Origin of the sequence: Hymenobacter sp. BRD67 (assembly GCF_013256425.1) — a bacterium.
Classification (GTDB): domain Bacteria; phylum Bacteroidota; class Bacteroidia; order Cytophagales; family Hymenobacteraceae; genus Hymenobacter.
Map to the genome: position 1 here is coordinate 3,061,375 of NZ_CP053904.1, position 21,863 is coordinate 3,083,237.

Below are 21,863 nucleotides of genomic sequence, written 5' to 3' on the forward strand. Positions count from 1 at the left end.
TTGTGCAGGTGCGCCTCACCCAGACCAAGCGGCCCAATGCCCAAACCCTGCCCACGGCCTGCGTGCTGGCCGATGAAACACTGCATAATTTCTGGGTGATGAAGCTGGTCAACGACTCGACTGCGGTAAAAGTCCCGGTGGTGCTGGGGGTGCAGCAGCCCGGTCAGCTTGAAATCAAGAGCCCGACGTTTAACCCGAATGACCGCATTCTGAGCGTGGGCAACTACGGCCTGGCCGACACGGCTAAAGTGAAGCTGGTACGATGAGCGAGCCCGTCACTGCTACCCCAGCGCCACCCGCGCCGGCTGCGGCCGGCCCCGCCGACGCTACCTATTTCCAGACCTACCGCAAGCCCATTCTGCTGGTAGGCCTGCTCTTGCTGGCCGTGGGCCTGTTTGCGTATTCGCGAATGCAAACGGCGCTGTTTCCGGAAGTTACCTTCCCAAAGATTACACTCATCGCCGATGCCGGCCAGCAGCCCATCGACCGCATGATGATAACCGTGACCAAGCCGCTGGAAGCCGCTGTGAAGCGGGTAAAAGGCGTAACGGTGGTGAAGAGCAGCACCAGCCGGGGCTCGTGCGTGATTCAGGTGTTTCTGAACTGGAACGTGGATGTGTACAGCACCAAATCGCAGCTCGAAAGCCGGGTAAATGAGATAAAAGGCCTGCTGCCGGCGGGCGTCACCATCGCCACCGAGGCCATGAACCAGTCGCTTTTCCCGGTGCTGGGCTACTCCCTGGAAAGCAGCTCACGTTCGCCCATTGCCCTGCGCGACGCGGCTAACCTGCTGGCCCGACCCTTATTTTCGCAGGTATCCGGGGCTTCTAACGTGGTGGTGCGCGGTGGCAAGGCCAAGCAGTTTGTGGTCATTCCGGACCCTGCCCGGCTGGCCGGGCAGCGCGTCACTTCGGCCCAGCTGCAAGCTGCCTTTGTGGCGACCAACTTTGTGCAGTCGGCCGGCAACCTGGCCAGCTTCCGCCGCCTCTACCTCACCCTGGCCGACACCCGCCTGGGCTCGGTCGATGACCTGAAGCACGTGGTTATCCGCGCCGACTCGGGCCGGGTGGTGCGGGTGCAGGACGTGGCGACCGTGGATATTCAGGAGCAGCAGGAATTCGTCATCATCAATGCCAACGGCCACGATGCGGTGCTCATCGACCTGGTGAAGCAGCAGGGCGTTGACCTCACCACCTTTGCCCGCGATGCCCACGCCAAGGCGGCTGAGCTGCGCCGGCTGCTGCCGCCGGGCATGACCCTGAAGCCCTACTACGACCAGTCGGTATTCGTGAGCGACAGCATTGGCAGCGTTATCCACAGCATTGTTGAAGGACTGGCCCTGGCTATTCTGGTCATGATAGTGTTTCTGCGCTCGTGGCGGGCCAGCCTGGCAGTGCTGCTCACCATTCCGGTTACGGTCTGCTTCACGCTGCTGGTGCTCTACCTGTTTGGCATTACCCTGGATATTATGTCGCTGGGCGCCATCGCAGCGTCGGTGGGGCTGATTATCGACGATGCCATCGTCATCATTGAGCAGATATACCGGGGCCATGAGGAAAACCCGGACTATAGCAACTCGCGCGTGGTGCGGGAGGCCATTCACGGGCTGTTTCCGGCGATGGTGGCGTCGTCGCTGAGCACCATCGTCATCCACTTTCCGTTCCGGCTGATGAGCGGCCTGGCCGGCAGCTTCTTCAAGGAACTATCAGACACCATGCAGATTACCATGGTCTGCTCGTTTCTGGTAACCTGGCTGCTGCTGCCGGTGCTGCACCTGTTTATCGGCTACCGGGCGGGCAAAAACGCCCACGCCCACAACGCGGCCCAGGAGCAGGCCGATAAGCTCAGCTGGCTCACCAATCTGTTTGCCCGGCCGCTGCTGGCGTTGCTGCTACTGCTGGGGCTGGGGGCAGGCGCCTACCTGGCAGCCGGCCGCCTCGAAACCGGCTTCCTGCCCGACCTCGACGAGGGTACCATTGTGCTCGACTACCATGCCCCGCCCGGCACCAGCCAGGCCGAAACCGACCGCATGCTGCGCCAGGTAGAGCGCGATATTATTACCAAGCACCCCGAAATTGAAAGCTATTCGCGGCGCACCGGCATCGGGCTGGCCTTCGATACCCGGCCGCCCGAGTACGGCGACTACTCCATTCAGCTGAAACGCGACCACAAGCTGAGCACGCCCGAGGTTATTGCCCAGCTGCGCCAGCGTATTGAGGCTACCCAGCCGGCGCTGACGGTAGACTTCGGCCAGCGCATCTCCGACCTGCTCGGCGATTTGATGAGCTCGTCCAAGCCTATTGAAATCAAGCTCTTCGGCGACGACCAGGCTACCCTCGAAAAGCTCTCGGAGCAAACGGGCAAAGTGCTGGCGAAAGTGCCCGGCGTGGCCGACATCAACGACGGCCTGGTGCCCTCGGGGCCCAGCATCGTCTTCCGGCCCGATGTGGCCAAGCTCGCGCTCTACGGCCTCACCCCGCTCGACTTTCAGGCCCAGCTCAGCAACCTGGTGGGCGGCCAGATACTGGGCAACGGCACAACCCAGGCCAGCATTTCACCGGCCCAGGCGGGCTCGCTGGGTGGCATACAGGTGGGCCAGGTGCAGGATGGAGAGCAGATGCGCCAGGTGCTGCTGCGCTTCGTTGACTTCAATCAGAACAGCCTGGCCCAGCTGCAAAAGCAGGTTATCTTCCTGCCCAGCGGCAGCCCCCGGCCCCTCCCCTTCTTCGCAACTATCGACGTGGAGCCCGGCAACGTGGAGCTGCGGCGCGAAGACCTGAAGTCGGTGGCTGTGCTCACCGCCCGCCTCGATGGGCGCGACCTGGGCTCGGCCGTGCAGGCCATCCGGCAGCAGGTGAGCCGGCAGATAACCCTGCCGCCGGGCTATACCATCGTATACGGCGGGGCCTATGCCGAGCAGCAGTCGTCGTTTCGTGAGCTGGAGCTGATTTTGCTCACGGCCAGCCTGCTGGTGTTCGCGGTGCTGCTCTTTCTGTTTCGCGAGTGGCTGATAGCCGTGCTTGTGCTCTTTATCTCGGTGATGGGTATCACGGGCTGCCTGCTGGGCTTGTTTTTTGCCGGTATTCCGCTCAACGTGAGCAGCTACACGGGCATCATCATGATAGTGGGCATAATCGCAGAAAACGCTATATTTACGGTGCATCAGTTCTACGACTCGCTGCGCGAAACCGGCGACGTGGACACGGCCATTCGCTACGCCATTGCCCTGCGCATCCGGCCCAAGCTGATGACGGCTATCGGGGCTATTCTGGCGCTCTCGCCGCTAGCGCTGGGTATCGGGCTGGGGGCCCAGATGCAACAGCCGCTGGCCGTAGCCGTTATCGGCGGCTTTCTGGTGGCGCTGCCCATGCTGCTGTTTGTGCTGCCCACGGGCATGCGCCTGATTTATCATCGTCGCAACGCCGCCCAAGAGCTGGCGGAGCGCGGCTAGCGCGCCCGCCTGCCGCTCCGGTGCAAAGCACGGTGGGAAGCTTTTCCGGTCTTCGCGAAATGACTAACCCAGCAGTCAGTTTCTACAGAAGAACCTCAGCATCAGCACATAGCTTAGCGTATACTTTCATTTAAAATCCTGCTTATGCTTACGAATCAGGTTCTGCTGGCGGCCGCTTTAATAATGGCGGCCCCCGCGTTTGCTCATGCCCAGGTGCTGAAGCCCGCTCAGGTTCCGGCCGCGGCCAAAGCCACCTTCAAGGCCAAGTTCTCTACCGTAAAATCGAACACCTGGGAAAAAGAAGGCGACAAATACGAAGCCGGCTTCAAGCTCAATGGTAAAACGATGTCGGCCGTGATTACCCCCGGCGGCGAGCTGGTGGAAACCGAAACGGACATGTTGCCGAGCCAGCTTCCGGCCCCTGTGCGCGCCCGGCTGGCCCGCGAGTATAAAGCCTACAAAATCAACGAAGCGGCCACCATCGTGGCAGCAAGCGGCACCACTACCTACGAGGCCGAGGTCAGCAAAGGTGGTAAAAAGCAGGATGTAGTATTCAACGCCGACGGCACGATGGCCAAGAAGTAGCCTCCACCGGCAGCAATGAACAAAGCCCTTCGGTGTTGTACACCGAAGGGCTTTGTTCAAAATCACTATCGTTTATTTGCCATACTCCAGCACCCGGAACGTGCCGGGCACGATGCTGGGCCGTGGGTGCGGGTTTTCGGTAGTGGCGGCCGGCGCAGGACCGTAATCGGCCGTGCAGGTGAAGATGTGGTGCGAAACGGGGTCAAGGGCAATGGTGCGAGCCCCGCGGGCAGTGGGCATATTGGCTACCACGGTGTATTTGGTGGGCGAGTCCTGGTGAATGACGGTGAACGTGCCCGAACCGTTGGAGGTCACAATATTTTGGGTGGATGGGTCGAATACGGCCCCGTCAACACCGGCACCGATGGGCAGCACAGCGATTTGCTTGCCGGTTTTGCTGTCGGTGACAATGAGTTTCTCGTTGTGGCAGGCGCTGAACAGCCGGTTGTTTTTGGGGTCGAAGCCCAGGCCGGTGGGCTCTTCGCCGGGGGCCAGCTTGTGGCGCAGGCGCACCGCCAGGGTTTTGGCGTCGAACTCAATCACCTCGCTCTTATTCTCGACGTTGGCGAAGATGTGGCCTTTGCCATCGGTGGCCGGGGCTTCGATATCACCCTCCAGCTCGGCGGTACCTTCTACTGCGCCGGTGGTGCCGTTGAGCACGGTGGTTTTGCCGCCCGCATTGCTAAACAGGAACACCCGCTTGGAAAAGGCGTCGTAGAGCAAGGCATCGGGCTTGGGCCCGGTCGGAATGGGCTCGCCGATGGTCTTGAAGGTAGTGAGGTCAAATACCACGCAGGTATTATTGCGGCCGCAGGTGATGTAGCCACGGTTCGCGCTTGGCACCACATCAATGCCGTGTACGCCGGGCGTATTGGCGATAGTGCCAATAACCTTGCGCGTGGCCAGGTCTACCACGTCCACCTGGGTGCCGTGCGAGAGGTACAGGCGCTTGCCGGCGGGGTCCACGTTCAGGTAATCCCAGCCGCCCTCACCACCAATAGTAATGGTATTGAGCAGACGATACGGGGCATGGCCAGCGGCGGCCGGGGCAGTTTGGCCCAGGGCAGCGCCACTGGCAAGGCTGAGCGCCAGCGGAGCGGCGAGCAGGAGATATTTCATGCGTTCAGAATAGGAAAGGAAATTTTAGACTAAGGTGAGCCTCAACTCTGTAGAGAAGCTGAAGAACGGTTATAAGAAAGCCCATACAGGATGCATGGGCCTTCTTAGCTTAAAGATAAGCTGATGAATTAGTGCTTGTTGCCTTTGTCGTCGCTGGTATAGGCGCCGATGTCGTTGTTGTAGGTCGGGTTACCCTTGCCTTTAGCCGGCGAGCCGGCTTGCAGGTGATAGTCGTTGGGATCTACGCCCTGGCTGGGGTCCGTCGTAGCCGATAGCTTCACGAACATGGGGTCTTTATCCGTCTTGCTCGTCGAGATGATATCCGTAGGCTGCGGCTTGCCAATGGAGCCAGCCGGATAGAAATTCTTGCGGGTCGAGTCAACCGCCGTATAGAAGTAGTTATAGCCGTAGATGACGTTCTTTACATCGGCCACCGGATTGATGTCGAGACCGTAGTAATCATTAACAATCAGGTTGTTAAAAATAGCACCCTGGGCAAATTTATCAGCTGAGATGGCCCGGCCAGGCTCGCCGGCGCCGCGGCGGTAGCCACTCGCAACGATGGTGTTGTTGTTTACCGTCACGTTGGTCTGCGGATACAGAACTGTGGGGCTGGTTTCGAGCTTGATGGCCGTACCAGCGCCATTCCACAGCACGTTGTAAGCCACCACGCCGGTTGCGCCACTCTTCAGGTTGATGGCATCCCCGTCGGTAGTACCCTCGTCGCCAATCGTGTTGCGCTGAATGTCTACAACAACCCCACCGCCGAAGAGCGATATACCATCATCTGTGCCTGACAAAAGCCAGGAGTCCTGAATGGTAACCTTAATGTGCTGCTTGGGCGATTTGGGCGCGATACGAATAGTACCACGGGGCGAGCCCGTGGCGTTCGGACCACCCGCGTAGTTGATGTGCGCCCACTTGATGCTGACCGACTGCGCGCTGTCGCACTGAAAGCCACCCCAAGAGCCTTTTTTGTTCAAAGGCGACGTGAACGTGACCGGGCTGGCGGCCGTGCCTTCCACAATCAGGTTGCCGTCAACGAAGAATGCCGAGTTGTTCGTAACGTTAATCGTAACGCCCTTCTGCACATAGAGGGTATCTTTTAGTGCTACGTGTACGTCGCCCGACATTGTGTAGGTACCTACCGATGAGAGCAGGGTGCCCTTCAGGTTACCCGAAAGCGTAGTGGAGGTAATCGGGTGAGACGAAGGCTGGGGTGCAGCCGTAATGCTTAAGCTCTCCGTTTTTTTACAGGAGGTCAAGGCCAGCAGGCCTAACGCCAGGCCACCAAGAGCACGGGTGAAGGAGTTTGACATTCGAAAAATGTGGTAAGAAAAATGTGGAAGTTAGAAGTAGGCTGGACTTAGAGGGCGTATCGTACGCCCAGCAGGTAGGTGGCTTTGTAGGCGTCCTGCTGCAGAATCAGGTCGGACTGGTTTACCGTGTAGGTCGTCTTGGTATTCAGCAGGTTATTGAGCTTGGCAAAGGCAGTAAAGTGACGGGTAATGTCTTTATCTACCGACAGGGCCAGCGAGGAGAGCGGCTGCTGGTAGTAATCGAAGTTGTAATCCACGAGCTGTAGAATGCGGCCCGTATACTGGTAGGAAAGCTGGGTGTAAAAGCCCGTGGCCTTGTCGCGGAACAGCAGCGAGAGGTTGACAATGTGGTCGGCCTGGCTCTGGAGCGGCCGGGTCTGGGCTACCAGGTAGGAAGTACCCGTAGTTGGGTCGTTAAATACCTTACTATCAGTCAGCACTGAGTGGGTGTAGGTATAGTTACCCGACAAGCCGAAGTGTTGAACATACTTGGTGAAAGTCGCCTCAAAGCCCGCGTTGGTAACAGGCGAAGCATTGTTCTGTGGCTTCCGGAACAGCTGCCCGCCGCCGAAGCCGGCGTACTTCAGCTCGATAGCATCGACAATGCGCTTGTAGAAAACCCCGACGGTAAAGAAGTCTTCGGCAGTAGGATAGATTTCGTAGCGCAGGTCCAGGTTGTCGGCGGTAGCGCGTCGCAACAGCGGATTGCCGACGGTACCCGTGCGGGGGTCGTTGAAGGGAACCAGCTCGTAGTAGTTGGGCCGGTTGATAGAGCTGAAGTACGAGAAGCGCAGATTCTGCCGCTCGCTCAGCCCATACTTTAGATTGACGCTGGGCAGCAGGTCCTGGTAGCTGACCGCAACGTCGGTAGGCAGCGTGGAAACGGTCGAAATCTGTCGGGTATGAAACCCTTGCTGCGTATTCTCTATGCGCACCCCCGTCAACACCTGCAGCGGCCCCAGCTCCCATTTGGCCTGCACGTAACCGGCCGCTATTTTTTCGAAGGCGGTATAGTTCGCAGCATCCGCCGCCGCCGTACCGAGGGGGGTGTAGACGACAAAGTGTGAGTTGTCGATTCCCGTAAATACCTGCTTGGTACCGTCGGCATTCTGCGCCCCTTTCAGGTCGTATTCGTCCAGCATGTTATACCGGTCTTTCGAGCGGTATAAGCCCCCGGCTTTCAGCTCTAACGCATGGTCGAGCAGCGTGGTCTGGTACGCCAAGTTGGCGAGCCCGCTATAGTCCCGGTCACGGTTGTGCTGCCAGTAGCGGGTTATCGAGTTGACGTAATCGGGGGTCCGGACAATCCTGTGGTCGGCCGTGGGCGAAAGCAGGAAATCGGTGTCCAGGTTTGCATCATCCGGGGTGCTGCTGGTAGCTACCGATACTACCCCCGCCCAATCGAACAACAGGCGGCTGGCAAGCTCGTGGCGGCCCGAGAGCTTGGCATTTTCCAGGATTTGCTGCGTTGCAAACGTGCGGGTAATCGTGTTTATGGTGCCGGTGCCCGGCCCTCTACGCTGGTCCGTCAGGCTGGTATCGATAGCAGTCTGCGTCTGCGTATACGTGGAGCGCAGCAGCAGATTATCGAAAGACAGCTTGTTGCGCTCATTGACAGTGAAATCAAGGTGCGTCACCAGCCCGCTGTTTACCTGGTGAATCGAGAAGTGGCGGGGAGCCTCCGTAACGACCAGGTACGGTTTATTCTGAGGGTCTGTGGCTACGGTATTAAACTGGCCGTCTGAGCCATAGTACTGGTTCTGGGTATTCAGCGCCACCAGCAGCCCCAACCGGTTATGGAGGTAGCGGTGGCCGAAAGTCAGTCCGGCCAAGTAGGTCGGCGGGGCCTGCTTGGGCACCACCTTCAGGTTGCTTCTGGAAAAGTCGGCCTCAGTGGCTACGTACTGGTCGCCGTTGCGCCCACTGGGGCTTTGGGCCTGAATATCGGCCTGCGAAAACGACTCAAACTTTCGGTCGAGGAAAACCTGGCTGTACCCAATGGAGGCCGTGGCCCGGAACAGGGTGGTATCCGGCGCATCCTTCATTACCAGGTTTACGGTGCCCCGGTGGCATCACCCTCCATGCTGGGTACCAGCGACTTGGTGACCTCAATTCGCTTAAGCAGGTCGGATGGAACGATATCCAGCGGTACGAAGCGGTTTTTGCTATCCGGGCTGGGTATTTTGATGCCGTTAACCAGCGTGTTGTTATAGCGCGGCTCCATGCCCCGGATAACGGCGTAGGCCCCATCGTTGCCCGCACTGCGCTGAATAGTAATGCCCGAAACCCGCGTGAGCACATTAGCCGCGTTGATGTCTGGCGAACGCTCAATTGCCTTGGATGAAATGACATTAATAATATTATCGGCCGTTCTTTCAGATAAGCGGGAAGCGTTTTCTTCCTCCTGGTTCATCTTACCCGATACCAACACGTTGCCCAAGCTCTGCGACTGCTCTTGCAGGGCGAAATCAATTGTAATCGTCTGCTTGTCATTCGTTAGAACAACTGCTTTACTCTCCTCACGATAGCCTACAAAAGATGCCCGCACTGTGTAACTACCGGTTGGCACATTGCGAATCTCATACTGCCCGCTTGCGTCTACCGGAGCATTAAAGCTGGTACCCTGTACCATTACGGTAGCTCCAATCAGCGCGTCGTTTCCTTTCCCGCCCGTTACCCGACCATTAATCGTAGCAGCTTGACTACTAAAGGCTAGCCAAACAAACCCCAGTAACATTATCCACTTCATAATTTTTGCACTGAATCCAGCACAAAGGTCACCTCACGAACAGGCGTTAGTGATTACCTTATTATGAACATCTGATTACTTTGTTTAACAACTTATGAACATGCTATGAATCTAATTAACAATAGGTTATACACAAAATTAAATCAATTTTTACTCAAAATATAAAAAATATTTATTTAACTATTTTAATATTAATTAAAGCCTTTACACAATTATATTATACTCAACGTATAATCACTAAATTCGCTATTTAAATGATAATTTTTTATATGAGTATAATAATAAGCCCTGGCGGGTTCCTCACCTCTGCGCTAAATAAGAATTGGGGACCAGGGGCAGCCCACTAGCCCGGAGTCTGCTCCCGTCACCCTCTGCAGCCAAATGCCAGGCAATTTGCATAGCGCTTATTCTCGCTGTCCGGGTTGGCTTTCGTTATACTACTGGCTGCCAGCGGGCTAGCCGAGCCCAAGCAGCACCTGCTCCGTCAGGGCGCACTGCTGCTGATGCGAGTAGCCGGCCAGCACGTGGGCTTTTGCCTGGCGGCCCAGCCGGGCCGCCAGGTCCGGGGATAGTAGCAGGCGCTCGATAGCCGCGTTCAACGCTTCCGCATTATGCAGCGGGAAAAGCAAGCCGGTTTGGCCGTCCTCTACCAGCTCGAGGGTGCCGCCGGTGGCGCAGGCTACCACCGGCAGGCCGGTAGCCATTGCCTCCAGGGTCACCATGCCGTAGGTTTCGTTGGTAGAAGCTACCAGGGCAATATCAAGCGCGCGGTAAGCTACTTCGGGCTGCGGGGTAAAGGGCCGCACGTGTACCACCTGGCTCAGACGCAGGCGCCTGATGCGGGCAAGCACGCGGTTTTTATAGCTGTTGCCCTCGTTCAACGTCGATTCGCCCACCAGTAGCAGCTGCAGCTGCGGATACTGCTGGCGCAGGCGGGCCAACGCCTTTACCACAAATTTCTGGCCCTTGCCCCGGTCGAAGCGCCCAATCAGCCCGAGCAGCACGGTGCCCGGCGCGAGCGATAAACCCAGCTGGGCGCGGGCTTCGGCCTGCGTGAGTGACGAATAGGCAAACTTTTTCAGCTCGATGCCCAGCGGCACTACGTGCAGCCGGGTGGCCGGCAGCCGGGTTTTGGTGAGCACCTGCCGCGCCAGCCCTGGCAAGGGCGCCAGCCACGCATCCAGGGCCCGGTAGCGCAGCGTATGGATGAGGCCGCGCTTGGTTATTCCCAGCTGCATGTGCTGCTGATAAACCAGGCGCAGAGAGGGGACCCAGCATTTTTTGCAGAGCACCGCCAGGCCCAGGTCGCCGTTGCGCGTCACCATCAGCGACTGGGTGCCAAAGTGGCGCAGCACCTCGGCCAATTGCCGCGCGGCCACTATATCTACTGCTTTCAGGCGGTTGCGCAGCAGCACCACCGGCAAATTTAGCTCCTGGGCCCGCGCCGCCAAGGGCGAATCGGGCAGGGTAATGAGCTGCACAGACCAACCCCGCTGCTGCATCCACCCGGCAAAGCGCACCGTATTCAGCTCCAGGCCGCCCCAGCTTCTCGACAGGCACAGCAGCGACAGCGCAAACCCGCCGGTGGAAACAGCGGCACGCTCGACAGTAGCAGCAACAGCGTTCATAGCAACCTTTTTCACTAGCCAACCAACCATCTAAGGCAACCGAAAACAGGCTGGCACTCTGTTTTACAAGCTGTATTTCCTCTGTAGCCCGTGCCCTCAGCCTTTGCTCGCGTCTTAAATCATCAGCAAATTAGCCTGCCTTATGCCCGTTTCTGATTAACCAGACGGGTTTCATCGACTAACATCGGTATTGTATCGACCACCGGCGTTACGACCTGCTTAATGTTCAGACCGGCCAGTTGGATGCTTCATTTTGCCTTCAGCCGGCCGCTGTGCAGACTCCCGCAATGCTGGTTTGTCAGCGACTGCCCGCTGTGGTATGGACGCCGGCCAGGGCCACTGGTTTAACTCATCGCCCCGCTGCTACCTTAAAAATACCCGGCGCCGCAGCTCCCTGCTGCCGGGCCAAAGGCAGCGGCGCCTGCTACCAAAAAGGAGAAAAGCCATGCCCGGTTTAAAACAACTTGGGAGTAAAGCGCTTTTGCCTCAGAATCTTACCCGACACCCCACTGTTACGTTTTTTAAGCTATTTAGTGGCGGCTAGCCCTGGCGACGGCCCCGGGGTTTTATCCCGCGCCGGACCGGCCGTATCTTTGTACTCATTCTAAATATTAATGTTTTTTTGCCTGAATGTCTGCTGTAATTTCCACTGATATCTGCATCATCGGGGCGGGCCCCGTGGGGCTGTTTGCCGTATTCGAAGCCGGCTTGCTGAAGCTGCGCTGCCACGTAGTAGATGCGCTGCCCCAGCCGGGCGGGCAGCTTTCGGAGATATATCCAAAAAAACCTATATACGACATTCCAGGCTTTCCTGAGATTCTGGCCGGCGATTTAGTCGATAATCTGCTGAAGCAGATTGCGCCCTTCCACCCCACTTTCACGCTGGGCGAGCGGGTTGAGCGCTTCGCCAAGCTCGACGACGGCTCGTTTCAGCTTTACACCACCGACGGCACCGAGATTCAGTGCAAGGCCGTGGCCATTGCGGGCGGGCTGGGTTCATTTGAGCCGCGCAAGCCGGCCGTCGAAAACCTTGAGCGCTTTGAGGGCGGGAAGGGCGTGCACTATATGGTGCGCGACCCCGAGCACTTCCGGGATAAGAAAATCGTGATTGCGGGCGGCGGCGACTCGGCCCTCGACTGGACCAACTTCCTGGCCAACGTGGCTGCCGATGTGACGCTCGTGCATCGCGGCACCACTTTTCGCGGTGCGGCCGACTCGGCCGAAAAGGTCAAAAACCTGCACGAAGCTGGCAAAATCAAGCTCGTGCTCAGCTCCAACGTAACGCACCTGCACGGCAACGGCCACCTGGAGCAGGTTACTATCACCGGCAACGATGGCCGCACCGAAACAGTGCCGCTCGATGCCTTCGTGCCGCTCTTTGGCCTCACGCCCAAGCTCGGGCCCATCGGCGACTGGGGACTGGCCCTCGACAACGACGCCGTAGTGGTTAATACCGTGGATTATAGCACCTCCCTGCCCGGAGTATATGCCATTGGCGATATTAACACCTATCCCGGCAAGCTCAAGCTCATTCTGTGCGGCTTCCACGAGGCAGCGCTCATGTGCCAGGGCGCGTTCAAGTACATCTACCCCGATAAGAAATACACGCTCAAGTACACCACCGTCAACGGGGCACCATCCCTTTAAAGGAAGTTAAAAGTTAGGAGTTGGGAGTTAAAAGCTGGGGCACCGTCCTCATTTTAACTTTTAGGTTTTAGCTTTTGACTCATAACCTCTTTATGAGTGACATCCGCATTTACGTGGAGGAAGCGCCCGGCCAGCGGCGCGAGCTGCCTGCGCCCACCGATATGGGCCTGAGCCTGATGGAATTGCTCAAAGCCAGCGATTATCCTATTCAGGCTACCTGCGGCGGCATGGCGCTGTGCGCCACCTGCCACGTCGAGATTCTGGCTGGTCCGCCCCTGCCCGAGCCCAGCGACGACGAGTGGGCCATGCTCGATACCCTGCCCCTGCTGCACGAAACCAGCCGCCTGAGCTGCCAGATTCGCCTGGCCCCCAACCTCGACGGGCTGGTAGTGCGCGTGGCCGAGCCGGCCTGACGGCCGCTTTACAACCAGGCACCCAGCATTAGTTACGCATGCGCCGCGTCGCATTTCGTCAGGCATCCGGACTTGGGTGCCTGACGAAATGCGGCGCGGCGCGTCTTGCAATCGTTGCCATAAGGCTGGCGTGGCTATTGCTGTATTGCCCTACCGCTGACATTCTTACCTCCGCTCTCTTTATGAAACTCTTTTCGCTGCTCTGGCTGGCCGCCTTACCTGCCTTGGCCCAAACGCCGGCTCACGACGTAGCCTGGTACACCCAGCACGCGCCTTTTACCATGCCGGCCGTGCCCGACCCGGTTATTCCGGCCCACACAGTTTCTATTAAGGAATTTGGTGGGGTAGCCGATGGTAAAACCCTGAATACTGAGGCATTTGCCAAAGCCATTGCGGCGTGTGCCCAGGCGGGCGGCGGCCACGTAGTGGTGCCGGCCGGCACGTGGCTCACCGGCCCCATTGAACTGCGGAGCAACATTGACCTGCATACCGAAGCCGGCACAATGGTCTTATTTACGCCCGACCGCACGCACTACCCGCTGCAAGCGGCCGGCCGGGGCCAGTATGAGGTGACGCCGCCCATCTGGGGCACCAGGCTGGAAAACGTGGCCATCACCGGGCCGGGCGTGTTCGACGGCTCGGGCGAGGCGTGGCGGCCCTTGAAGAAAGGCAAGGTTTCGGCCGGCGAGTGGGACCGCGTGGTGCGCTCGGGGGCGTGCTCAGCGCCGATGGCAAAATCTGGTGGCCCAGCCGCGAGGCCATGGGCGGCGAGGCATTGCTCAAAAAGCTCAAAAACAAGCCCGATGCCACCGAAGCCGACTACCTGCCGGCCCGCGACTTTCTGCGGCCCAAAATGGTGGCTATTACCAATACCAAAAACCTGCTGCTCGACGGGCCGACGTTTCGCAACTCGCCCATGTTCGTAATTAACCCGAAGGGTATCACTAACCTTATCATTCGCAACGTACAGGTGCACAACGACTACTGGGCTCAGAACGGCGATGGCATCGACATCAGCGCCAGCCACAACGTAGTTATCTACCACTGCACCGTGAGTGCCGGCGACGACGGCATCTGCATGAAGTCGAGCGGTAATAACGCACCCGACGACCCGGCGTTAACTAATGTCCTCATTGCCGACTGCACCGTGCTGCAAGGCCACGGCGGCTTCGTGGTGGGCAGCAACACCGACGGCGGCATGCGCAATATCTGGGTGACGGACTGCCACTTTATGGGGACCGACATTGGCGTGCGCGTGAAGAGCAATGCTGGCCGTGGCGGACTGGTGCGCGATATCTACGTCGATAACATTGCCATGACGAACATTCTGCACGAGGCTGTGCTGTTCGATACGTATTACGAAGACGTGCCCGCCGGCAAGGCAAAGGGCAGCGGCATGCCTGCGGAGGCAACCAAGGTTCCTGATTTTCAGAACTTCTTCCTGCGCGACATCACCTGTAAAGGCGCCGAAACGGCCCTGTTTTTCCGGGGGCTGCCCCAGCAGCCGGTCCACGATATCCACTTCGACAACGTGAGTATCGAAGCTACCAAAGGGGTAGTAGCCGACGATATTCGCAACATCGAGTTCAAGAATGTGCGCCTGACGACCGTCGACCAGCCCGCCATCCCGGCCTCAGCTGCCAAAAATATCACTATAGCGCAGTAGCGTATTCGTCGTTCGTTACTCGTTATTCATTTTTCGTCGTCAGCATAACGAAGAATGAGTAACGAACGACGAATCAAGAAATTAAAAAAGGCCCGGCAGATTGCCGGGCCTTTTTTAATATAGCTTTTATATATGAATTAGCGGCGGTGCTTATGCTTAGCCGACGACTTATGCTTACTTGCTGACGACTTGTGCTTGGCTTTCGTCTTGGTCTTTTTCTCGCTGGTATGGTGGTGAGCTGACTTTCTGGTAGACTCCTTTTTGCTCTTGCTTTTACTCTTATGAGAAGCAGATTTTTTGCTGCTGTGATGCGAGCTGGACTTTTCGGCACTGTGATGCTTGCTCTTGCTATTGTGGCTACTATGGCTGCTATGGCGGGCAGCCCGGCGGGCTTCGGCACGGCGCTCGGCGCGAGCTTCGGCGGCGCGCTCCTCGCGGCGGGCCGCCAGCCAGGCGGCGTGGCGGGAAGCCCGCGACCGGGAGTGGCTGGCCGACTCGTGAGCAGGCGAAGCGACTTCCTCGGTGCGCGGGTCGGTAGGGGCTTCGTTGTAGTGAGCAGTAGCGTCCGACTCGGGAGCGGCGGTGCTCAGCTGCTCGGCCGAGGCCGTGGGCTTGGAGAGCGCTTCGGCCTTTTTACGGCGCACCGGCATCAGGAAATCGCGCTCGGCCCGCTCGCGGGTGCTGAGGTTTTCTTCGCCGGGCAGCTTGGTTACAACGGTCGCCTTTTCAGCTTGCGCCCAGGCCGCTGACGTGGTCAGCGATAAGGCAATTAAAACAACTAGCTTCCTCATCAATAACTTACTGAATAATTTAGAAGAACAAAAATACGTTTGATACCCCACCCGTGCAACAGGCTTGCCGGGCACAACCGCTAGGTTTGGCGCCGTTATGCCTGTTTGCGGAAGGGGCACGAGCCTGCAATCGTTATCATTTTTTTACACAAACGCCCACCTGCCCACCCTAAAGCGGAGCAATAGTGAGCCGCTGCCCGGCCGAGTTAGCGCCAAATTCCGGCGCGTACATACACTGCACCTGACTGAGGCCACCCGAAAAGTCGCCAGCCTGACTGGCCCGCAGTCGATATTCAAAGACGTGGGTGCCGCGCGGTACCAGGCTCAGAAAAAAGCTGGTAGCTGCGTCACGGGGGCTTTCATAATACCCCAGACCATTTTGGTACTGGTAGCCGCTGAGCTGATTAATTGGCTCGAGGCCGGCGGCGCGCTGGTCCTTTAAGTGCACGTATTCGAGCTCGCGGTCGGTACGCAGCACCAGGCGCACCACCAGGGCATCGCCCACTTTGAGCGGTGTAGTGGCCATGATTTTTTCGAGCTGCGGACCAGCGGCCGTGCGCGTTTCGCGGTAAAGCTGGCGCTCGAGGCTGAGCGGGGTAGCAGCGGGCGTTACCTTATCAATATCCTCAAAATACTGCCAGTAGAGCGCGCCCCAGGCCACGCCCGCGTCGGGCTTGGTGACGGTTACTTTCCCCTGGTTGGGCTGCACCTCGGCGGCCGCCCAGCTGGTTTTGAAGTAGCCCGTACCGGCCTGGCTGGCTTCGGGCCGAATGATTTCGCCCCCCATGCTTATTTTCAACGGCTGCGGGGCAGCCAGCCAGTCGGAGCCGCGCAGCAGCAAAGCATAGCAGGCGTCGGCGGTGGCGCGGGTGCTGGGCCAATTGTGGGTCTGCTTTTGCGTGAGCAGCCACAGCTTGAGCTCATCGACCGCTTGCTGGTCGTTTTTGATTTCGTCGAAGGCTTCGATAAGCGTTGCCTGGGTTTCGGTGGGCGACTCCTGCCAGTACGTACTGGCAATCACGTCTTTCCAGTACATACCCAGTGCGGGCGAGTGCAGGGCGTTTTCGGCAAGGGCCCGCATAATATCCTGGCTGGTATGGTTGGCCGCATCGTGCCGGTACAGGGCCAGCGCCAGCTGCCCTTGCAGCAGCGGGGCTTGGCGCGGCCAGTAGCGGGCCGCCTGCTGCCGATAAAAGGTATAAGCAGCTCCCGCACCCGCTGGCAGTGACCCGGCCGGCCAGAAGCTGCGGGCATACAGCCCCTGAATTTCGAGCAGGCTCAGCTCATCGCGCTCGGGCTTAAAGTCTTTGGCGCGGCGCAGCTCGACGTATTCGGCGGCAGTGGCGCGGTCCTGGTAGGCCAGGGCATTTTGCAGTATGGTGCGCGCTATTTCGTTCTGGCTGGCATCGAACGCATTCAGCTTTTTTAATTTACCGAACCCGGCCACAATCAGCTGGGTGATGTAGCGGTCAGCGGGCATGTTATCGAACCACGGAAACGCGCCGTCGGGCAGTTGCATAGCTTGTAGCCTGGCCAGGGCGCGGGCGGTTTCGCCATGCAGCCGGGCTTCGTCAAAGAGCGTGCTGAGGCGGGCCAGGCGCTCGGCTTCGCCCTGCGCATCGCGCACCCAGGGCGTTTCCTGCAAGAGCAGGCTTTTCAGCTCCTGGTTTTGGGCCAGCTTACTGGCCAGGGCATTTTGCTGGGCGGCAGTGCCGCTACGAGCCTGGCGCGTCCACTCGGCCAGCACAGCCTTGAAGCGCGGGTTGGACTTCAGAATCTGAGCCGCCAGCAGGTTAGCATAGAGCCGGCTGAATACTTGCTCGGAACACTCGTACGGGTATTCCATGAGGTAGGGCAGGCTCTGCATGGCATACCAGGCGGGGTTGGCAGTCATTTCCAGCGTGAGCGAGTAGTTGCGCCGGGTAGGCGAGCTGGTGCTGGTCAGCTTCTTCAGCTCAAACTCGCGGGTGGCTGGCCCTACGATTGGCAGCGGCAGGCTTTCGGTGATGAGAATCTTATTGGGCAGTACCGGCAGGGTGTTTTCCTCCCATCGGAGAACCTCACCCCGGCCTCTCTCCAAAAGAGAGGGGACCCTTATGCTTGGTTTTGCGGCTCTTTTTACCTGCTAACTGCTCACTGTTCACTGCTAACTGGCTTTCGGCCACTACCCGATAGGTCACGGCCACCGGCGCAAAGTCGGCGGGCAGGCTTAGCTCCCAGCCCAGCGCGACGCTCTGGTGCGCGCCCGCTGCTACGGTCTGCTGGGCCGGGCTTTTCACTAACTGACCGGTAATATCCTGGCCCGTAGCGGCATCGAGCAGAAAGAGCTGGGCCGTGCCGCTGGTGGCGTAGTCAGTGAGGTTCGAGAATTTGGCGGCGAAAGTGAAAGTGTCGCCCGGCCGCAGAAAACGCGGCGCGTTGGGCGTAAGCTGGATTTCTTTCTGGGTAACGAGCTGCCGGGCCAGCTGGCCGGTATGCAGGCCTTTGTCGTGGGCCAGGGCCAGCAGCTGCCAGCGCGTCACGGCCTCGGGCATCTGAAATTCGAGCACTACTTCGCCGTTTTTATCGGTGCGCAGGGCAGGCTGCCAGAAGGCCGTTTCGCGAAAATCGCTGCGGGTGGGGATGGCAGTTAGGTCGGGGGAGGCAGGTTTTTGTTGAACGCCATAAGCTACCGTTACGACCTCGCTCAACGAATTACTACCTGCCATTTTAGACATCGGAGCCGCCGCTCCAGAACTAAGTCCCCGAATCACTATTCGGGGGCCACCGCTAGGCACCGCGCGTTGTATCTGCACTCCAGCTACTTTCCCCTGCAAAGCTCTCTCAACTTTGCTACTACTACCGTTCTTCTGCCTCAGTTCTTCTTGGTCAGGCACTTCATTTAAGTGTTGCTGCCAATTATTTAATTCAGGGTAATCGACTGCTTTCAGCTCCACACCATCATTTGCTGTAGCGAAAAAATCAGAACTCATTTGCCCAAAAACGCCCTGCCGGCCAAACCGCGCCGGGAAGTAATTACCCCCAAACTCCAGCCCCTGAAAGCTATGCGACCGAAATACATCCAGGCTCTGGTCATAGAGCGTAGCCAGCAGCTCGGCATCGGCGGCTTTGCCGTTGGCCTGGCGAATGGTAACGCGCCAGGTTTCGCGCTGGCCCGGCTGCAGCCGGTCGCGGAAGGTACTGATGGCCAGTTGTAGTGACTGAGGTTTTTCAGCTACCTGCACCACGGCATCGTGGCGATAGAGGTGGTTGTCGCGCACCTGCGTAGTATGGAAATAGAGCGGGCCACGCGCATCAGCGAAACCACTTCCGAGGGCCAGGCGGCGCTGCTCACCGGCTTTCAGGGTTAGCCACTCGTGGTGTAGCAGTTCGCCGCCGCGCTCTACTTCGAGAAGTATATGGGCATCGGCCTCGCTGCTCCCCAGTAAGATGCTGGCCGGTTGTCCGGGCAATACAGTGTCTTGCAGCGACACAAACCAATCGGGCGTGGCAAAGGGCACGGCAGCGGCCTGCGAGTTATAGAGCGTAAAATCAAGCAGCGCCCGCGCCGAATCAGCGCCAGCTGCCTGGGCTTCGAGGCGGTAGCGGCCGGTGGGCAGCGCCGTCAGCGCAGCTTTCAGGTCGAGCTCCGGGCTGTTTTTAGTGTCGAAAGCCAGGGTCTTAACCAGCTCCGACGCGGCCTCGTTGTCGGCTGTTTCGGGCACCGGGCCGGGCATGCCGGGTGGGTTGGGGCGGTAGCGGCGGGCCAGCAGGCGCAACGTGCCCGCCGCAGGCAGCGGCTCGCCGGTAGCATTGGTGCTCAACAGCGTGAAAGCCGGCAACCGCTGTTTATCGGCCGCGTCGGGGCCGGTAAGGCGCAGGCTGAGCGGATTGTGGCCGATGGGCACATTGCGCGTACCGGTGCGGGTTTCGCCAGCCGCGTCGGTTACGTCGGCCGTTATTTCAAATACGTAGCCCGGCTCCCAGTCCTGCCAGATACGACTGGGGTGACCCGCCGCTACAGGCACCAGCGGCGGCGTAAAGGTGATAGCGAAGCGGCCCTCACCATCGGTCGAAGTAGTGCCGTGGGCCACCTCCTGGTTACCGCCGCGTGGGCCGGGCTGAGACATACTTCGCCCGCCGAAGCCATACTCAAACAGCGGCCATAGCTCGCGGCGCGTTACTCGGTAGCTCACCTGTGCGCCGTCAGTGGCCTGCCCGGCGTAGGCGCGGGCACGGCCGGTCACGTTCAGCGGCTGGCCCAGCTGCGGCCGGCCGGGCACCGAGTCGAGCGCCACCAAAAAGGTCGGCCGCTTATAATCTTCCACGGCGAAGCGTAGCTCGCCGTCGTCAGCGCTCAGCGTAAATTCCCCGTTTAGCAAGCCGGCCGGCAGCACAAATGACCCGCTGAACGAGCCAAAATCGTTGGTAACGAAGCTTTGTTTTTGCAGCGTTTGGCCGTTCACATCTTCCAGCTCTACCTCCTGCGGCTCTTTAGCTAACAGCTGTGCTTTACCCGCCTGACTCTCAGTCAGAATCCCCTTGAAATACACTATTTGTCCTGGCCGGTAGATAGCACGGTCAGTAAATAGGAAGGTGTGGCGTTGCGGCGGCTTGGGCTCGTTTTCAGTACCAGAGAAGTAATAGGAATTTAGGGCGGTCAGCAGTGTATCACGGCCCAGCCAGGAGCGCACGCTGCTCAGCTGCTCACGGCCCAGCGCGTCAGTAGATTTATTCGGGGCCGGAATTTCTACCTCGCCCGTCGGGCCGGTGGGCAGCACGTCGCCCAGGCGACGGTCGTCGCGCTGCTTGGCGCGATTATACACGTTGAAGGTGGCCTGATTTTTAACGCCCGCCAGCGGAACTCCGCTGGCCCGGTCTACCAGCAGCAGCGCCGTAGCGCCGCTGGCTGGGTTTGTGCGGTATACCAAACTGAGCTGACTGGCTCCCAGCAGGGCATAGGCCGTTACGGTACCAGCCGGTGCTGAAGTCGCAGCCTGGTCGGTTAGAAGCTGAGCCTTATTGCTAAGCAGGATGAGGTAATAGCCAGCCGGCAGCGCCGCACCGGCCGCCGCCAGCTTCTGCTCTTTGTAGTCGAAGGAGTGCGCGGGCAGCGGCACGGCCCAGGTGGCGGCCGGAGCGGCTTCTAAAGCATGGGCGAAGCGCTTGGCGAGCGGACGGTTCTGGGGGTCGTAGTGGCCTTGCTGCCATTCTTTAGCGCTGATGCGATACGCCCAGGCGTGCAGCTCCGTCACGTTGCGTACCGTCACATCCAGCCGCCAGGGCTGGCCGGGCACCACCACATCGGCCGCCGAAAAGGCTAGCTCGGGCTGCTCGATAGCGGCGCGTAGCTGCCGGGCCCGCGCCGCGCCGCGCGACTTCGGAAACCGGGCTTCGGCCGTGTGCGTGAGGGTAAGAGCAGCTACCTCATCGCCGGCTTCATGGCGCGCCTGGGCGCGCCGCGCCATAAACTCCGTACTGGCAGGCAGGGCTTTATACATTTCGGCCAAACGCTGTAGAGCTGGCTCATACTGGTCGGCCAAAGGAGTGTTTTGGGTAAAGCCGTGCAGGTAATGGAGGCGCTGCAAGTCCACGTCGGCCAGCGCGGCCGGATTATTGGCAGCGAGGCGGGCGGCCGTGAGGGCCTGCAACAGCTGCAACGCGTGCAGCGGCCCATTGAGCGAGTCGGCCGCCGGGGCCGTCAGCCGCAGGGCCGCAAACTCCGGCGCGCTGCCAAGCAGCTGCGGGTCGGTGGGCTGCCACTGCTGCTCGGGTTTGGTGATGTACCATTCCTGATTTTGCAGCCCCGCAATGGCCCGCTGGGCCAGCAGGTCGTAGAGCGTGGGGCGCAGAGCGCGGCCCTCGGCATCGCCGCCCGTGACCAGGTTGCCCAGGCTGGCCAGGGAGGTTTTTAGCTGGCGCTGGGGCTCGTCTTCTACTGACTGCTGGTAGTGCCGCACAATGGCCGAGCCCAGCCGGCCGGCATCCCAGGTGGCGAGGGTGGTGCCACCGTTAGCCGCGCCGGGGGTGCTTTGGTCGGTGGTGGGCGCGGCCCCGGCCGTACGCCCGTACAGCTGGTAGCGGTGCTGAGTATAGTAATCGGCATACAAGCCCGCCAGCAGCGAATGCAAGATGGGACGGGCGGGAAACCGGGCCATTTTTACATCTTGTTCCAGTAGCGCAATGGCCTTCTCGTCGGCATCCTGCTCCCTGGCTTCGAGCAGCCGGATTTTATATAGTAAAGCTCTAATATAAGCAGCGGCATCGTCTTGCTTTTTGGCTTGCTGATAGATTTTTTCTACCAGCGGCGCGGCCGTGGCCGTTTGCTCCTTGCTGAGTAAGGCGTCAATTTTTTTCCACTGCGCGGCAAATGGCGAGGGCGGCCCCGGTGCGGCCGAATCGGCAAGGAGCACAGTCATCAGTAGAATACAGCAAAGCAAGAAGATACGCATAAGGGCAGGCTTACGGCCGAGGTTGATGCCCTAAAGATGCCGGAACCATGCCAACTGCACACGC

The 21,863-nt window shown here is 59.3% G+C and carries 15 protein-coding genes; 7 read left to right on the forward strand and 8 right to left on the reverse strand.

Annotated features, from left to right (window positions below; genetic code table 11):
• Positions 1 to 2: 2 nt before the first annotated feature.
• The 3 genes from GKZ67_RS14235 to GKZ67_RS14245 all read left to right on the forward strand — a co-directional run bounded on the left by GKZ67_RS14235 (position 3) and on the right by GKZ67_RS14245 (position 4,036).
• Positions 3 to 266 (forward strand): hypothetical protein, encoded by a 264-nt coding sequence (locus tag GKZ67_RS14235; RefSeq protein WP_173243469.1) that lies wholly within the window; start codon positions 3 to 5, stop codon positions 264 to 266.
• On the forward strand, positions 263 to 3,451 hold the full coding sequence (locus GKZ67_RS14240; RefSeq protein WP_173243472.1) for an efflux RND transporter permease subunit: 3,189 nt from the start codon (positions 263 to 265) through the stop codon (positions 3,449 to 3,451). The genes GKZ67_RS14235 and GKZ67_RS14240 overlap by 4 nt, the downstream gene beginning before the upstream one ends.
• Positions 3,452 to 3,595: 144 nt before the next feature.
• A complete protein-coding gene (locus GKZ67_RS14245) occupies positions 3,596 to 4,036 on the forward strand; it encodes a hypothetical protein (RefSeq protein WP_173243475.1) in 441 nt (146 codons plus the stop codon).
• A gap of 72 nt (positions 4,037 to 4,108) precedes the next feature.
• Here GKZ67_RS14245 and GKZ67_RS14250 read toward each other — a convergent pair whose 3' ends face one another.
• The 5 genes from GKZ67_RS14250 to GKZ67_RS14270 form a co-directional block, all read right to left on the reverse strand.
• Positions 4,109 to 5,155: a YncE family protein gene (locus tag GKZ67_RS14250; protein WP_173243478.1), complete on the reverse strand. Its 1,047-nt coding sequence runs from the start codon at positions 5,153 to 5,155 to the stop codon at positions 4,109 to 4,111.
• Between the two features lie 128 nt (positions 5,156 to 5,283).
• On the reverse strand, positions 5,284 to 6,474 hold the full coding sequence (locus GKZ67_RS14255) for a right-handed parallel beta-helix repeat-containing protein (protein WP_173243481.1): 1,191 nt from the start codon (positions 6,472 to 6,474) through the stop codon (positions 5,284 to 5,286).
• A gap of 47 nt (positions 6,475 to 6,521) precedes the next feature.
• Positions 6,522 to 8,519 carry a TonB-dependent receptor domain-containing protein gene (locus GKZ67_RS14260; protein ID WP_173243484.1) on the reverse strand — a complete coding sequence of 666 codons (1,998 nt, stop codon included), beginning with the start codon at positions 8,517 to 8,519 and terminating at the stop codon, positions 6,522 to 6,524.
• Between the two features lie 8 nt (positions 8,520 to 8,527).
• A complete protein-coding gene (locus GKZ67_RS14265) occupies positions 8,528 to 9,106 on the reverse strand; it encodes a TonB-dependent receptor plug domain-containing protein (RefSeq protein WP_254244841.1) in 579 nt (192 codons plus the stop codon).
• 572 nt (positions 9,107 to 9,678) lie between these two features.
• Complete coding sequence (locus GKZ67_RS14270; protein ID WP_173243490.1) at positions 9,679 to 10,851, reverse strand: glycosyltransferase family 4 protein; 1,173 nt, start codon at positions 10,849 to 10,851, stop codon at positions 9,679 to 9,681.
• A 630-nt stretch (positions 10,852 to 11,481) separates the two neighbouring features.
• On the opposite strand from GKZ67_RS14270, the gene GKZ67_RS14275 reads away from it, so the two are divergent.
• The 4 genes from GKZ67_RS14275 (at position 11,482) to GKZ67_RS23695 (ending at position 14,577) form a co-directional block, all read left to right on the forward strand.
• Complete coding sequence (locus GKZ67_RS14275; protein WP_173243493.1) at positions 11,482 to 12,498, forward strand: NAD(P)/FAD-dependent oxidoreductase; 1,017 nt, start codon at positions 11,482 to 11,484, stop codon at positions 12,496 to 12,498.
• A gap of 92 nt (positions 12,499 to 12,590) precedes the next feature.
• Positions 12,591 to 12,911: a 2Fe-2S iron-sulfur cluster-binding protein gene (locus GKZ67_RS14280; RefSeq protein WP_173243496.1), complete on the forward strand. Its 321-nt coding sequence runs from the start codon at positions 12,591 to 12,593 to the stop codon at positions 12,909 to 12,911.
• Between the two features lie 182 nt (positions 12,912 to 13,093).
• Positions 13,094 to 13,837: a glycosyl hydrolase family 28-related protein gene (locus tag GKZ67_RS22670; RefSeq protein WP_217278602.1), complete on the forward strand. Its 744-nt coding sequence runs from the start codon at positions 13,094 to 13,096 to the stop codon at positions 13,835 to 13,837.
• Positions 13,765 to 14,577, forward strand: a complete 813-nt coding sequence (locus GKZ67_RS23695; RefSeq protein ID WP_254245253.1) for a glycoside hydrolase family 28 protein — start codon at positions 13,765 to 13,767, stop codon at positions 14,575 to 14,577. The genes GKZ67_RS22670 and GKZ67_RS23695 overlap by 73 nt, the downstream gene beginning before the upstream one ends.
• Positions 14,578 to 14,714: 137 nt before the next feature.
• On the opposite strand, the gene GKZ67_RS14290 is transcribed toward GKZ67_RS23695, so the two are convergent.
• The 3 genes from GKZ67_RS14290 to GKZ67_RS14300 all read right to left on the reverse strand — a co-directional run bounded on the left by GKZ67_RS14290 (position 14,715) and on the right by GKZ67_RS14300 (position 21,766).
• Positions 14,715 to 15,368, reverse strand: coding sequence for a hypothetical protein (locus tag GKZ67_RS14290; protein WP_173243502.1), 654 nt, complete (start codon positions 15,366 to 15,368; stop codon positions 14,715 to 14,717).
• Positions 15,369 to 15,537: 169 nt separating this feature from the next.
• Complete coding sequence (locus GKZ67_RS14295; protein ID WP_173243505.1) at positions 15,538 to 17,448, reverse strand: hypothetical protein; 1,911 nt, start codon at positions 17,446 to 17,448, stop codon at positions 15,538 to 15,540.
• On the reverse strand, positions 17,429 to 21,766 hold the full coding sequence (locus GKZ67_RS14300; RefSeq protein WP_173243508.1) for an MG2 domain-containing protein: 4,338 nt from the start codon (positions 21,764 to 21,766) through the stop codon (positions 17,429 to 17,431). The genes GKZ67_RS14295 and GKZ67_RS14300 overlap by 20 nt, the downstream gene beginning before the upstream one ends.
• Between the last annotated feature and the right edge of the window lie 97 nt (positions 21,767 to 21,863).

Excerpts from the sequence above, each read along its gene's own strand:
- GKZ67_RS14240 (WP_173243472.1), top strand. The coding sequence starts at position 263 with ATGAGCGAGCCCGTCACTGCTACCCCAGCGCCACCCGCGCCGGCTGCG.
- GKZ67_RS14245 (WP_173243475.1), top strand. The coding sequence starts at position 3,596 with ATGCTTACGAATCAGGTTCTGCTGGCGGCCGCTTTAATAATGGCGGCC.
- GKZ67_RS14250 (WP_173243478.1), bottom strand. The coding sequence starts at position 5,155 with ATGAAATATCTCCTGCTCGCCGCTCCGCTGGCGCTCAGCCTTGCCAGT.
- GKZ67_RS14255 (WP_173243481.1), bottom strand. The coding sequence starts at position 6,474 with ATGTCAAACTCCTTCACCCGTGCTCTTGGTGGCCTGGCGTTAGGCCTG.
- GKZ67_RS14260 (WP_173243484.1), bottom strand. The coding sequence starts at position 8,519 with ATGAAGGATGCGCCGGATACCACCCTGTTCCGGGCCACGGCCTCCATT.
- GKZ67_RS14265 (WP_254244841.1), bottom strand. The coding sequence starts at position 9,106 with ATGGTACAGGGTACCAGCTTTAATGCTCCGGTAGACGCAAGCGGGCAG.
- GKZ67_RS14270 (WP_173243490.1), bottom strand. The coding sequence starts at position 10,851 with ATGAACGCTGTTGCTGCTACTGTCGAGCGTGCCGCTGTTTCCACCGGC.
- GKZ67_RS14275 (WP_173243493.1), top strand. The coding sequence starts at position 11,482 with ATGTCTGCTGTAATTTCCACTGATATCTGCATCATCGGGGCGGGCCCC.
- GKZ67_RS14280 (WP_173243496.1), top strand. The coding sequence starts at position 12,591 with ATGAGTGACATCCGCATTTACGTGGAGGAAGCGCCCGGCCAGCGGCGC.
- GKZ67_RS22670 (WP_217278602.1), top strand. The coding sequence starts at position 13,094 with ATGAAACTCTTTTCGCTGCTCTGGCTGGCCGCCTTACCTGCCTTGGCC.
- GKZ67_RS23695 (WP_254245253.1), top strand. The coding sequence starts at position 13,765 with ATGGTGGCTATTACCAATACCAAAAACCTGCTGCTCGACGGGCCGACG.
- GKZ67_RS14290 (WP_173243502.1), bottom strand. The coding sequence starts at position 15,368 with ATGAGGAAGCTAGTTGTTTTAATTGCCTTATCGCTGACCACGTCAGCG.
- GKZ67_RS14300 (WP_173243508.1), bottom strand. The coding sequence starts at position 21,766 with ATGACTGTGCTCCTTGCCGATTCGGCCGCACCGGGGCCGCCCTCGCCA.